Annotated in this window: 11 protein-coding genes; 8 read left to right on the forward strand and 3 right to left on the reverse strand. The window is 63.3% G+C overall.

Features of this window, described 5'->3' with window-relative positions:
* Positions 1–54 precede the first annotated feature (54 nt).
* On the forward strand, positions 55–2,100 hold the full coding sequence (locus LB523_RS06790) for an FAD-dependent oxidoreductase (protein WP_224601685.1): 2,046 nt from the start codon (positions 55–57) through the stop codon (positions 2,098–2,100).
* A 94-nt stretch (positions 2,101–2,194) separates the two neighbouring features.
* Here LB523_RS06790 and LB523_RS06795 read toward each other — a convergent pair whose 3' ends face one another.
* A complete protein-coding gene (locus LB523_RS06795; RefSeq protein ID WP_224601686.1) occupies positions 2,195–2,602 on the reverse strand; it encodes a hypothetical protein in 408 nt (135 codons plus the stop codon).
* 139 nt (positions 2,603–2,741) lie between these two features.
* Between LB523_RS06795 and LB523_RS06800 the strand changes: the two genes are divergently transcribed.
* Positions 2,742–3,179, forward strand: a complete 438-nt coding sequence (locus tag LB523_RS06800; RefSeq protein ID WP_224601689.1) for a MarR family winged helix-turn-helix transcriptional regulator — start codon at positions 2,742–2,744, stop codon at positions 3,177–3,179.
* Between the two features lie 168 nt (positions 3,180–3,347).
* Here LB523_RS06800 and LB523_RS06805 read toward each other — a convergent pair whose 3' ends face one another.
* Positions 3,348–5,417 (reverse strand): putative bifunctional diguanylate cyclase/phosphodiesterase, encoded by a 2,070-nt coding sequence (locus LB523_RS06805; protein ID WP_224601691.1) that lies wholly within the window; start codon positions 5,415–5,417, stop codon positions 3,348–3,350.
* A 286-nt stretch (positions 5,418–5,703) separates the two neighbouring features.
* Between LB523_RS06805 and LB523_RS06810 the strand changes: the two genes are divergently transcribed.
* The 3 genes from LB523_RS06810 to tdh are packed head-to-tail and all read left to right on the forward strand — an operon-like array spanning position 5,704 to position 8,444.
* Positions 5,704–6,891, forward strand: coding sequence for a glycine C-acetyltransferase (locus LB523_RS06810; protein WP_224601693.1), 1,188 nt, complete (start codon positions 5,704–5,706; stop codon positions 6,889–6,891).
* A gap of 28 nt (positions 6,892–6,919) precedes the next feature.
* A complete protein-coding gene (locus tag LB523_RS06815; protein ID WP_224601695.1) occupies positions 6,920–7,363 on the forward strand; it encodes an SRPBCC family protein in 444 nt (147 codons plus the stop codon).
* A gap of 46 nt (positions 7,364–7,409) precedes the next feature.
* Positions 7,410–8,444: an L-threonine 3-dehydrogenase gene (gene tdh, locus LB523_RS06820; RefSeq protein ID WP_140840991.1), complete on the forward strand. Its 1,035-nt coding sequence runs from the start codon at positions 7,410–7,412 to the stop codon at positions 8,442–8,444.
* Positions 8,445–8,652: 208 nt separating this feature from the next.
* On the opposite strand, the gene LB523_RS06825 is transcribed toward tdh, so the two are convergent.
* Positions 8,653–9,090, reverse strand: coding sequence for a MarR family winged helix-turn-helix transcriptional regulator (locus LB523_RS06825; protein ID WP_224601697.1), 438 nt, complete (start codon positions 9,088–9,090; stop codon positions 8,653–8,655).
* 126 nt (positions 9,091–9,216) lie between these two features.
* Here LB523_RS06825 and hmgA point away from each other — a divergent pair, with 126 nt between their 5' ends.
* The 3 genes from hmgA to LB523_RS06840 are packed head-to-tail and all read left to right on the forward strand — an operon-like array spanning position 9,217 to position 12,436.
* On the forward strand, positions 9,217–10,530 hold the full coding sequence (gene hmgA / locus LB523_RS06830) for a homogentisate 1,2-dioxygenase (protein WP_224601699.1): 1,314 nt from the start codon (positions 9,217–9,219) through the stop codon (positions 10,528–10,530).
* Complete coding sequence (locus tag LB523_RS06835; RefSeq protein ID WP_224601701.1) at positions 10,527–11,426, forward strand: MBL fold metallo-hydrolase; 900 nt, start codon at positions 10,527–10,529, stop codon at positions 11,424–11,426. The genes hmgA and LB523_RS06835 overlap by 4 nt, the downstream gene beginning before the upstream one ends.
* A complete protein-coding gene (locus tag LB523_RS06840; protein WP_224601704.1) occupies positions 11,423–12,436 on the forward strand; it encodes a fumarylacetoacetate hydrolase family protein in 1,014 nt (337 codons plus the stop codon). The genes LB523_RS06835 and LB523_RS06840 overlap by 4 nt, the downstream gene beginning before the upstream one ends.
* Positions 12,437–12,452 lie beyond the last annotated feature (16 nt).

Genomic DNA, 12,452 nt, shown 5'->3' on the forward strand with positions numbered 1-12,452 from the left:
CGGGCGCAGCGCGTTTGAGCGCTCATTAGCACAATTTGAAACGGCAGGAAGACAATGACCAGCAACGACCCGCTTCTCCAACCCTATCAGCTCAAGCACCTGACGCTGAAGAACCGGGTGATGTCGACGAGCCATGAGCCGGCCTATTCCGAGGACGGCATGCCGAAGGAGCGCTACCGGCTCTATCATGCCGAGAAAGCCAAGGGTGGCATGGCGCTGACCATGACGGCGGGCTCGGCGATCGTCTCGCGCGACAGTCCGGCTGCCTTCGGCAATCTGCATGTCTATGACGACAGGATCGTGCCGTGGTTGGCCGAACTCGCCGATGCCTGCCATGAGCATGACTGCAAGGTGATGATCCAGATCACTCATCTCGGCCGCCGCACGGGCTGGAACAAGGCCGACTGGCTGCCGGTGCTGTCGGCCTCGCCGGTGCGCGAGCCGGCGCACCGCGCGTTCCCGAAGACCATCGAGGAGTGGGATATCGAGCGCATTGTCGCCGACTATGCTTCCGCCGCGCAGCGCTGCCAGGCAGCCGGGCTCGACGGCATCGAGTTCGAATCCTATGGCCATCTGATGGACGGCTTCTGGTCGCCGCTCACCAACCATCGCGACGACGAGTTCGGCGGCTCGCTCGACAACCGGCTGCGCTTCACCGACATGGTGCTCGACGCCGTGCGCGCCGCGGTCGGTAAAGAATTCATCGTCGGCATCCGCATGGTCGCCGACGAGGATGTCGAAAAGGGCATCTCGAAGGAAGTTGGCGTCGAGATCGCCAGGCGCTTGGCCTCATCCGGCAAGGTCGATTTTCTCAACATCATCCGCGGCACGATCGAGACCGATGCGTCGCTGACCAAGGTCATCCCGGTGGCCGGCATGCGATCCTCGCCGCATCTCGATTTCGCCGGTGAGGTGAGGGCGGCGACGAAATTCCCGACCTTCCATGCGGCGCGCATTTCCGATGTCGCAACGGCCCGCCACGCCATCGCCACCGGCAAGCTCGACATGGTCGGCATGACCCGCGCGCATATCGCCGATCCGCATATCGTCCGCAAAGTGATGGAAGGCCGCGAGCACGAGATCCGCCCCTGCGTCGGCGCCACCTATTGTCTCGACCGCATCTATGAGGGCGGCGAGGCGCTGTGCGTCCACAACGCCGCGACCGGCCGCGAGGCGACCATTCCGCACGTCATCGCCAAGAGCGAGGGACCGAAGAAGAAAGTCGTGGTGGTGGGCGCTGGTGCCGGCGGTCTGGAGGCCGCCCGCGTCGCCGCCGAACGCGGTCATCAGGTGACTGTGCTCGAAGCCTCAAGCCAGGCCGGAGGACAGGTGCGCTTGGCAACCCAGAACCCGCGCCGCAAGGAGCTGATCGGCATCATCGACTGGCGCCTTGCGGAACTGGGACGTCTTGGCGTCGAGATCCGCTACGACACCTGGGCCGAGAAGGATGACGTGCTGGCGTTGGCGCCGGATGTGGTGATCGTGGCGACCGGCGGCATGCCGCAGAACCCGCCGCTGACGGTCGGCGACAATCTTGTCACCTCGAGCTGGGACATCATGGCCGGGAGCGTCAAGCCGGCCGAGAACGTGCTGCTTTACGACGACAATGGCGGCCATCAGGGCATGGGCGCCGCCGAGCTGATCGCCAACAGTGGCTCGAAGCTGGAACTGGTTTCGCCCGAGCGCTTCTTCGCGCCGGAAATGGGCGGTCTGAACCACGTGCCCTATATGCGCGCCTTCCACGAAAAAGGCGTCACCGTCACCATCAACACCCGCCTGCGTTCGGTGCGGCGCGAGGGCAACCAGCTCGTCGCCGAGCTGGCCTCGGACTTCGCCGACGGCTGGCGCGGCGAGCGGCGCATCGACCAGGTGGTGGTCGAGCACGGCACCGTGCCGCTCGACGATCTTTATCTGTCGCTCAAACCCCTGTCGAAGAACGGCGGCGCGGTCGACTATGAGCGGCTGGTGAGCGGCGGCGACATCTTCCCCGCTCGCAATGCCGAAGGCGGCTTCGTGCTGTTTCGCATCGGCGACGCTGTCGCCTCGCGCAACATCCACGCCGCCATCTATGACGGCATCCGGTTCGGGATCAGGATCTGAGGGTTGTGACGCGCAACGGACCTTTGCAAGGAGAGCCACCTGCCGCTTTGGTCCGTTGCGCGCCGCGCCCGGTCGGTTTTGCCGGCCGTGCGTTTCAAAACAGCTTGGCAGACGCCATGCAAAACACGGTGATGACCAGCAGCCCGCCGGCAATGCGTTCGCCTCTGGTCATTTTCGCCCGCAGCTGGATTTGCGTCGCCTGATCGGCACCGGCCAGCTGTTTGCTGGCGGAGGCGACAAGCGCACCCTGCACGCCGGCGGCGACCAGCGCCGTCAAAATGCCCAGCGCCAGCACCTTCTCCATCGAGCCGAAAGCCCCTTCGTGGAAGAAATACCAGAGCAGTATGCCGGTCAGGAACGCCAGGCCGGAGGCGCCGAGCTGCGGTCGGATAAAGCGCTCCGCCTTGATCTCAGGATCGCGGGCAACCGCAATGGTTGTGCCGGCCCAAAACACGCCGGCCATGACATGCAGGCCGATGGTGACGATATAGATATATTGCATGACCGCATTCCTCTCTGCCGCCCGCCGCGCGTCGCAGCATGTCGACGCCATCAATAAGACAAAGTTAGATATCTAACGGTTAGATGTCAATCATGAAGCCAGGTTTCATGTTCCAATCGCTTTGCTCTACTGTCAGGTCATGACACCGTTTGACCGTCCGCCCGTCGGCATGACTCTCGCCCGCACCTCGAAAGTGGTGGCGCAGGCTTTCGATGCCGCGATGGTTGAGGCCGGCGGCACGCTGCCGGTCTGGGTGACCTTGCTGTCGGTCAAGTCGAAGGAACTGGCGAACCAGCGCGAGCTTGCTGGGATGATCGGTATCCAGGGTGCGACGCTTACCCACCACCTCAACGGCATGGAGGCGCAAGGATTGCTGACGCGCCGCCGCGATCCGGAAAACCGCAGGGTCCATCAGGTGGCGTTGACGGAAGCCGGCGAAGCGCTGTTCGAAAAGTTGCGCCTCGCGGCGGTAGCCTTCGACAAGCGTCTGCGGGCTGGTATCCCCGATGACAAGCTCGCCGAGTTCACGCAGGTGCTTGCGATGCTAAGACGGAACGCTGAGCCGCCTCAGTCGTAGTCCGATGTCGCGCCGAAGATGTAGCGTCGCCGTACCCTTCATAGGGCGGAGACACTTATGAGGGCTTCGGCCGGGGAGAACCGGAGCGGAGCGTACTTAACGTACGTGAGCACCGGAAGCGCAGGAAGCCGGCATTTGCAGCCGGCCTCACCTGAATATCGGCGCATCTCAAGCCAAGCTGCCGTGCAGCACCTTCAGCTTCGTCTTCTTCGGGCTACGCGCCAAAAGCCATTCGCGCGCCTTGTCCTGCGGCATCGGGAAGGCGATCGAATAGCCTTGCACCTGGTCGCACCCGATCGCCATCAGCGAGTCGAGCTCAGCCTCGGTTTCGGCGCCTTCGGCGACGATCGAGATGCCCAGCCCGCGGGCAAGCTCGGTGATGGCGCGCACGATCTTGGAGTTGTCGCCGTTCTCGTTGATGTTCTGGACGAAGCGGCGGTCGATCTTGAGCCGGTCGATCTCGTTGGGGTTGACGTGGCTGAGCGAGGCATAGCCGGTGCCGAAGTCGTCGAGCTCGAGATGCACGCCGGCGGCGCGGATGTGGCGCAGCTTCGCGGCGATCCCGGTCTTCTCGTCATCGAGGATGACGGATTCCACGATCTCCAGCGCGAGCTTCTGCGGCGGCAGTCCTGCGCGCTCCAGCGTGCCGAACAAGAAGCTATCGAAATCGGGCTCGCGCAGCTCCGTGCCCGAGACGTTGACGGCGATCCGCCCGAAATCGATGCCGGCGCGGTCCCATTCGGCGGCTTCCTCGATCGCTTTGGCGATGACGATGCGGCCGATATCCGGCATGAAGCCGCATTTCTCGGCGACGGGAATGAATTCGCCGGGCGAGATCATGCCGCGCGTCGCGTGCTTCCAGCGCACCAGCGCCTCGATGCCGCTGATCTTGCCGCTGGTCAGCGACACTTGCGGCTGGAAATAGACCTCAAAACTCTTGTTGGCGATCGCCGTGCGGATGTCCTGTTCGAGCCGCTTGCGGTAGTCGAGCTCGCGGCGCAGTTCCTCGGAGAAGAAGGAGAAGTTGCCGCCGCCGAGCTTCTTGGCGGAATAGAGCGCGAGATCGGCATGGACGAGCAGGTCCTGCGCGTTGTCGGCGTCCACCGGATAGACCGCGATGCCGGCGCTGGCGCCGGGCATGATGGTCGTGCCCTGGAAGGTGATCGGCTCGTTGATCTCGCCGAGAATGCGCGTGGCCAGCGCATGAATGTCCTCGGTGCTGCCGGCACCGTTGAGGATCATGACGAACTCGTCGCCGCCGAGCCGCGCGCAGAGATCCGAGGCCCGGCAGGAATCGCGCATGCGCTGGGCGGTCACCACCAGCACATAGTCGCCGGCGGCATGGCCAAGCGTATCGTTGATCTGCTTGAAACGGTCGAGATCGAGCTGGATGACCGCCAGGCGCTCGCGGCGGCGGTGAGCGCCTTTGATCAGCGTTTCGAAATGGTCGGTAAGGAAGGTGCGGTTGTGCAGCCCGGTCAGGCCGTCATGCACGGCGATGAAGGCCATCGAGTTGCGCGCGTCGACCAGCTCGCGTGTCTTGCGCAGGATGGCGTTGGACATCGGCCGGAAAATGAACAACGCGACCAGCACGATGACGCCAAGGGTGGCAAAGAAAAGGGTGCGGTGCAGGTTGAGCAATTGACCGGAGCGTTCGTCTGCAAAGGCGCTGATGCGCTGGCCGAGCGCGGCATAGCCGGACAAGGTCGCATTGGCGAGGGAGGCGTCGAGGCCGGCGCGCTCGGTGCCGCCCTTGTAGCCATCGCTTTGCATGCCGAGTTGGGATCCGAAGGACGAGGCCAGTCGCTCTCCGTTGGCCACCAGACCGACGGAGAAATAGTCGAGATGGAACGGCTTGCTGAACAGCACGTATTCGATCGATTTGGGATCGTTGCGCGCCGGCGACAGCGGGTCGGCGCCGGTCTCGGTGAGCAGCCGGTCGTAATTGGTTTCGAACTCGCCGGTCGCCTGCTTGAGCGCGGTCACCAGCGCCGGCTGCTTGTCGCGCGAGGCAGCACCCGTGGCGCTGGCCAGGAAGACGATGCGCTGCGACAGCGCCTTCTGCGTCTGGACGATGTCGAGCAGCGCATCATTGTGCTGTTGCTGCGCCATCAACTGCTGCAGAAGGATGAAGGAGGCGATCACCATGGCGGCGATGATCGTCAGCGCCAGCCAGTAGCCGGTCTTGATGAGCAGGATCAGCTTGCGCGAAACGCTCTGCACTGGCTGCTGCGACATAACTGGGTGACCCCTCCGGTCGACGGATACCTGCCAAGGATTCGTGGCGGGAAAACGATTAACTTGAAAGGGTTAACGGGTCGGCAAGGTGATCGCGGCAGCGCGGAAAAGCTCGCAAGATGGTTATCACGTCCTTTCTCGCACATCTCTTTTTTGATCCTATTGCCGCCACGCCATCACAGAGATTGCGACCGGGCTTTCGCAGCGCCACCGAAGCGGTCGCTTTTGCGATGGATTTTTCGTGCCCGTGGCGCGACAGTCCGGCCTGAACCGAACAGGGCCGACCATGAGCAAAGCATTCCTTTCCCATATCGACAGCGAGCTTCAAGGGCTAAAATCGGCCGGACTTTACAAGTCCGAGCGGGTGATCTCCTCGATGCAATCCGCCGAGATCGAGGTCGGCGGCCAAAAGGTGCTGAATTTCTGCGCCAACAACTATCTCGGGCTCGCCGACAGCCCGGATCTGCGCGATGCGGCAAAGCACGCGCTCGACCGCTACGGCTACGGCATGGCCTCCGTGCGCTTCATTTGCGGCACGCAGGAGGAACACAAGCAGCTCGAGGCGACCATCTCCTCATTTCTGGGCATGGACGATACCATCCTCTATTCTTCCTGCTTCGACGCCAATGGCGGCCTGTTCGAAACGCTGCTCGGCGAGGAGGACGCCATCATCTCCGATGCGCTGAACCACGCCTCGATCATCGATGGCGTGCGGCTCTCGAAGGCCAAACGTTTCCGCTACGCCAACAACGACATGGCCGATCTCGAGGCCCGGCTGAAGGAGGCCAAGGACTGCCGGTTCCGGCTGATCGCCACCGACGGCGTGTTCTCGATGGACGGCATCATTGCCAATCTCAAGGACGTATGCGATCTCGCCGAGAAATACGACGCCATGGTCATGGTCGACGACAGCCATGCGGTCGGCTTCGTCGGTAAGAACGGCCGTGGCTCGGCCGAGCATTGCGGCGTCGAGGGCAGGGTGGACATCATCACGGGCACGCTTGGCAAGGCGCTGGGCGGCGCCTCGGGCGGTTACACGTCGGGCAAAAGCCAAGTGGTCGACTGGCTGCGCCAGCGTTCACGGCCCTATCTCTTCTCCAACACGCTGATGCCGGCGATCGCCGGCGCCTCGATCAAGGTCTTCGACCTGATCCGCCATGGCGACGCGTTGCGCGAGCGCCTATATGCCAATGCGGACCGGTTCCGTTCCAGGATGGGCAAACTGGGCTTCACGCTGGCTGGCGCCGATCATCCGATCATCCCGGTGATGCTGGGCGATGCGGCACTGGCGCAGGAGATGGCGCAGCGCATGCTGAAGCGCGGCATCTATGTCATCGGTTTCTCCTTTCCGGTGGTGCCGAAGGGCCAGGCGCGCATCCGCACGCAGATGTCTGCCGCCCATTCCAGCGCCGACATCGACCGTGCGGTCGCGGCCTTCGGCGACGTGGGAAAAGAACTGGGTGTAATCGCGTGACCCACGCCGAGGAAAACAGAAGTCGGCCATGACGATCGATGTCACGAGCAGGATCGAGATCGTCAGGCCCCGCGCGGTCGTCGCCGCCTTTTCCGCCGATCCGGACAACGTGCCCCGCTGGTATGTCAATATCAAATCGGTCGAATGGAAGACGCCCCGACCGGCCCAGGTAGGATCGAGAATTGCATTCGTAGCGCAGTTCCTCGGACGGCGCCTTGTTTACACCTACGAAATTGTCGATCTCGTGCAGGGCGAGCGGCTGGTGATGCGAACCGCCGAAGGACCGTTTCCCATGGAAACGAGTTATGCATGGCGCGATACCCGAGAAGGCGCTACCCATATGGCGCTCCGGAACCGCGGTACCCCGACAGGCTTTTCCCGTCTTGTGGCGCCGTTTATCGCCCTGGCCGTTCGGCGTTCGACCGATCGAGACTTGCTCCGGCTGAAGAACATTCTGGAGGCGGCGCACTGATGAAACCGATCCCATCGAGACAGGCAAGATTTTTGAGGAGCGTCTGATGTCGAACATGATGAAGGCGCTGGTGAAGGCCAAGGCCGAGCCGGGCATCTGGATGGAAGAGGTGCCGGTGCCGGAGATCGGCCCCAACGACGTGCTGATCAAGGTCAAGAAGACCGCGATCTGCGGCACCGACGTCCATATCTACAATTGGGACCAGTGGGCGCAGAAGACGGTGCCCGTGCCGATGGTGACGGGCCACGAATTCGTCGGCACGGTCGCTGATTTCGGCTCCGCGGTCACCGAATACAAGGTCGGCCAGCGCGTGTCGGGCGAAGGCCACATTGTCTGCGGCCATTGCCGCAACTGCCGCGCCGGGCGAGGGCATCTCTGCCGCAACACGCTCGGCGTCGGCGTCAACCGTCCCGGCGCCTTCGGCGAGTATCTGGCGATCCCACAGCACAATGTCGTGCCGATCCCCGACGATGTGCCGGACGAGATCGCCGCTATCTTCGATCCGCTGGGCAATGCCGTGCACACAGCCTTGTCCTTTGATCTGGTCGGCGAGGACGTGCTGGTCACCGGCGCCGGGCCGATCGGCATCATGGGTGCGCTGGTGGCGCAATGCGTCGGCGCGCGAAAGGTGGTCATCACCGATATCAACCCGGTGCGACTGGATCTGGCGCGAAAACTCGGCGTCCAGCATGTCGTCGACGCCTCGAAGGAAAAGCTGCGCGATGTGATGCCGTCGATCGGCATGAGCGAAGGTTTCGACGTCGGGCTGGAGATGTCAGGCGCGGCTCCCGCTTTCCGCGACATGATCGACACCATGAACAATGGCGGCAAGATCGCCATCCTCGGCATCGCGCCGACCGGCTTCGAGATCGACTGGAACAAGGTCATCTTCAAGATGCTGCATCTCAAAGGCATCTACGGCCGCGAGATGTTCGAGACCTGGTACAAGATGATCGCCCTGGTGCAAGGCCCGCTGGATGTCTCGGGGCTGATCACCCATCGCATCGGGATCGACGATTTCCAGGTGGGGTTCGATGCGATGAGGAGTGGGAGTTCTGGGAAGGTTGTGATGGATTGGTGAGAGCCTCTGGAGAGATGTCGAGTTCCTTCGCCCCCCTCTCTGTCCTGCCGGACATCTACCCCTCAAGGAGGGAGATCAGCCGTCACGCCGGCCTTCGCCAATCGCGGACGTTGCAAGACGAGCGCCGTCGCCAAAGCTGCCAATCTCCCCCCAAGAGGGGGAGATGTCCGGCAGGACAGAGGGGGGCGCTGTCCCGCCGGCCTCTCATCTACTTTCTCTCCAAAGCCTCTTCCAGCGCCGCCACCCCCCTGGCAATCGCCGCGCGCTCCTCCACACTCAGCTTCCCCAGCAACTCCCTTTCAAACGCCTTCGCCAGCGGCACCATCTCGCGATAGGCGGCTAAACCCGTCTTGGTCAGCGCCAGGCGCTCTACGCGGCGATCATTCTCATCCGGCGTCCGCGTCAACCACCGCCGCCGTTCCAACTCCGCCACCGCGCGCGACACCTTCGTCTTGTGCATGGCCGACTGTTCACCGAGTTCGGTCGCCGTCATCGTGCCCCGCTCGCCAAGCCCCGACAGCGTGCGCCATTCCGGTCGCGTCAGACCGTGGCGCTCTTTGTAGATGCGCGAAAATTCGCGGCTGACGGTATCCGCCAACCGATAGAGTCTGTAGGGCAGGAAGCTTTCCAACTCGAGGATTTCCATGGTCGCACCGCGAAAGCGTCAGCCGTTGATAGTTACATTTTCAATGGTTACAAATGAAACCAGTTTGGTCAACATCGCCTGCAGGCCAAATTCTTGAAGCTGGCAAGTCGGATCAGGGAGGATCGGATGGGCTTTTCCTACATGCCGGGTTTCGGCAATGATTTCGAAACCGAGACGCTGCCCGGATCGCTGCCGCAGGGCCGCAACTCGCCGCAGCGGCCGGCCTACGGCCTCTATGCCGAGCAGCTTTCGGGCTCGCCCTTCACCGCGCCGCGCGGCACCAACGAGCGCTCCTGGCTTTATCGAATTCGCCCGAGCGTAAAGCACACCGGCCGATTCAAGGGCGCCAGCTACCCCTTGTGGAAGACAGGCCCCAATATCGGCGACCACGAGCTGGCGCTCGGCCAATACCGCTGGAACCCGACGCCGATGCCGACCGAGCCGACCGACTTCATTTCCGGCATGCGTACCTTCACCACGGCCGGCGATGCGGTTGGCCAGTCGGGCATGGCAGCGCATGTCTATGTCGCCAACCGGTCGATGGTGGACGACCATTTCTTCAACGCCGACGGCGAATTGCTGGTCGTGCCGCAGGTGGGCGCGCTGCGCTTCGTCACCGAGATGGGGGTGATTGAGCTTCGCCCCGGCGAGATCGCGGTGCTGCCGCGCGGCCTCGTCTTCAAGGTCGAGCTCGCCGACAAGGAGGCGCGCGGCTATGTTTGCGAGAATTACGGCGCCAAGTTCACCATGCCCGACCGCGGCCCGATCGGCGCCAATTGCCTGGCCAATCCGCGCGATTTCAAAACGCCCTGCGCCTGGTTCGAGGAGAAGGAGACGCCCTGCCGGCTGATCGTCAAATGGTGCGGCGCCTTCCACATTACCGAACTCGGCCATTCGCCGCTCGACGTCGTCGCCTGGCATGGCAACTACGCGCCCTACAAATATGATCTGGCGACGTTTTCGCCCGTCGGCGCCATCCTGTTCGACCACCCCGATCCATCGATCTTCACCGTGCTGACGGCGCCGAGCGGCGAGGAGGGCACGGCCAATGTCGACTTCGTCATCTTCCCGCCGCGCTGGCTGGTGGCCGAAAATACGTTCCGGCCGCCCTGGTACCATCGTAACATCATGAGCGAGTTCATGGGCCTGATCCATGGCCAGTACGACGCCAAGGAGGAAGGTTTCGTGCCCGGCGGCATCAGCCTGCACAACCAGATGCTGGCGCATGGCCCGGATGCTTCCGGCTTCGAGAAGGCGACGCGCGCCGACCTGAAGCCGGTCAAGCTCGACAACACCATGGCCTTCATGTTCGAGACGCGCTTTCCGCAGATGCTGACGCGCTACGCCGCCGAGCTCGGCACCTTGCAGGAGAACTACATCGACTGCTGGGCCGACCTGAAGAAGCGTTTCAACGGCACCCCGGAAGGCGACTGGTCTTGAATACCGAAAACGTGGACCGGCTCGTCCTGCTCGGCTCCAAGGGTGGCCCGGCAGTCCGGCCAGGCGGACCCTGGCCGAGTTCGTCGCTGCTTGAAATCGGCGGGCGCACCATCGTCGTCGATTGCGGACTTGGCGTCACGCGTGCGCTGACTGATGCCGGCGTCAGCCTCAAAGCGCTCGATCTGATCTTCGTCACGCACGTTCATTCGGACCACGTTCTGGAACTTGGGCCGCTGATCCACACGGCCTGGACGGCGGGTCTGGCGACGCCGGTGACCGTTTTTGGCCCACCCGGCACGGGGCATTACTGGCAATGCTTCTGCCAGGCGATGGAGTTCGACATCGAGATCCGCATCATCGACGAAGGCAGGCCGGACATCCGCGACCTGATCACGGTCGAGGAGTTCGGCGAAGGCTCGATTTTGGACGAGCGAGGTCTGACGGTGACTTCGTTGCGCGTCGACCATCCGCCGGTCACCGACTGTTTTGCGCTGCGTTTCGAGCAGGACGGCAAGAGCGTGGTGTTTTCCGCCGACACGGCCTTCTTTCCGCCACTGGCTGAGTTTGCCAAAGCTGCCGACATCCTCGTCCATGAGGCCATGCTGGAGGAAGGCGTGGAGCGACTGGTCGCCCGGACCGGCAACGGCGCGCGGCTGCGCGAGCATCTCCTAGCGAGCCACAGTTTTGCCGACGAAGCAGGCCGCATCGCCAGCGATGCCGGGGTGAAGCGGCTGGTGCTCAACCATCTCATTCCAGCCGACGATCCGGCGATCGGCGAGGACGACTGGATCGACGCCGTCAGGAAAACTTGGTCCGGCGACTTGACGATTGCCCGCGACGGCCTTGTTGTGGGGCTAGGCGGTCAAAAGGCCGCTTCAGGAGAGGAAACCGCATGAAGCTTGCCACATTGAAGAACGGGACGCGCGACGGAAAACTGGTCGTGGTCTCGCGCGATCTGACGCGGTTCACCGACGCTTCCTTCCTGGTGCCGACGCTGCAGGCTGCGCTCGACGATTGGCGCCGCATTGCGCCGCATCTGGCGGCCATGGCCGAATCGCTTGAGACCAACGCGGTTCCCTCGGCGCGTTTCCATGAGCACGACGCGCATTCCCCGCTGCCGCGCGCCTATCAATGGGCGGACGGCTCCGCCTATGTGAACCATGTCGAGCTGGTGCGGAAGGCACGCGGCGCGGATATGCCGGCAAGCTTCTGGACCGACCCGCTGATCTACCAGGGCGGCTCGGACTCCTTCATTGCGCCGCGCGACCCGATCCGCATGGCCGACGAGGCCTTCGGCATCGACATGGAGGCCGAGGTCGCGGTCGTCGTCGACGATGTGCCGATGGGCGCCAGTCTGGAACAAGCGAAGGAGGCAATCCGCCTCATTATGCTGGTCAACGACGTCACGCTGCGCGCCATCACCGGGCCGGAACTGGCCAAAGGCTTCGGCTTCTTCCAGTCGAAACCATCGTCGGCCTTCTCTCCGGTTGCCGTCACCCCCGACGAGTTGGGCGATGCCTGGGACGGCGGCAAGGTCAATCTCTCGCTGCTGGTCGACGTCAACGGCAAGCCGTTCGGCCGCGCCAATGCGGGCGTCGACATGACCTTCGATTTCCCGACGCTGATCGCGCATGCCGCGAAAACCCGACCGCTCGCCGCCGGCAGTATCATCGGCTCGGGGACCGTCTCCAACAAGCTCGACGGCGGCCCTGGCAAGCCGGTTTCGGCGGGCGGCGCCGGCTATTCCTGCGTTGCGGAACTGCGCATAATCGAGACTATCGAGAGCGGCGAGCCGAAGACGCCCTTCCTGCGTTTCGGCGACACGGTGCGCATCGAGATGAAGGACAGAACCGGCCATTCGATCTTCGGCGCCATCGAGCAGAAGGTCGAGAAATACGAGGGGTGAGGGGAGCATTGAGCCG

The sequence above is a fragment of the Mesorhizobium sp. ESP-6-4 genome, from assembly GCF_020164735.1.
In the GTDB taxonomy this organism is placed as follows: Bacteria; Pseudomonadota; Alphaproteobacteria; order Rhizobiales; family Rhizobiaceae; genus Mesorhizobium.

Bases quoted from the DNA above. Each gene is read 5' to 3' on its own strand.
- tdh (WP_140840991.1), top strand. From the start codon at position 7,410: ATGTCGAACATGATGAAGGCGCTGGTGAAGGCCAAGGCCGAGCCGGGC.
- LB523_RS06840 (WP_224601704.1), top strand. From the start codon at position 11,423: ATGAAGCTTGCCACATTGAAGAACGGGACGCGCGACGGAAAACTGGTC.
- hmgA (WP_224601699.1), top strand. From the start codon at position 9,217: ATGGGCTTTTCCTACATGCCGGGTTTCGGCAATGATTTCGAAACCGAG.
- LB523_RS06795 (WP_224601686.1), bottom strand. From the start codon at position 2,602: ATGCAATATATCTATATCGTCACCATCGGCCTGCATGTCATGGCCGGC.
- LB523_RS06825 (WP_224601697.1), bottom strand. From the start codon at position 9,090: ATGGAAATCCTCGAGTTGGAAAGCTTCCTGCCCTACAGACTCTATCGG.
- LB523_RS06805 (WP_224601691.1), bottom strand. From the start codon at position 5,417: ATGTCGCAGCAGCCAGTGCAGAGCGTTTCGCGCAAGCTGATCCTGCTC.
- LB523_RS06800 (WP_224601689.1), top strand. From the start codon at position 2,742: ATGACACCGTTTGACCGTCCGCCCGTCGGCATGACTCTCGCCCGCACC.
- LB523_RS06810 (WP_224601693.1), top strand. From the start codon at position 5,704: ATGAGCAAAGCATTCCTTTCCCATATCGACAGCGAGCTTCAAGGGCTA.
- LB523_RS06815 (WP_224601695.1), top strand. From the start codon at position 6,920: ATGACGATCGATGTCACGAGCAGGATCGAGATCGTCAGGCCCCGCGCG.
- LB523_RS06790 (WP_224601685.1), top strand. From the start codon at position 55: ATGACCAGCAACGACCCGCTTCTCCAACCCTATCAGCTCAAGCACCTG.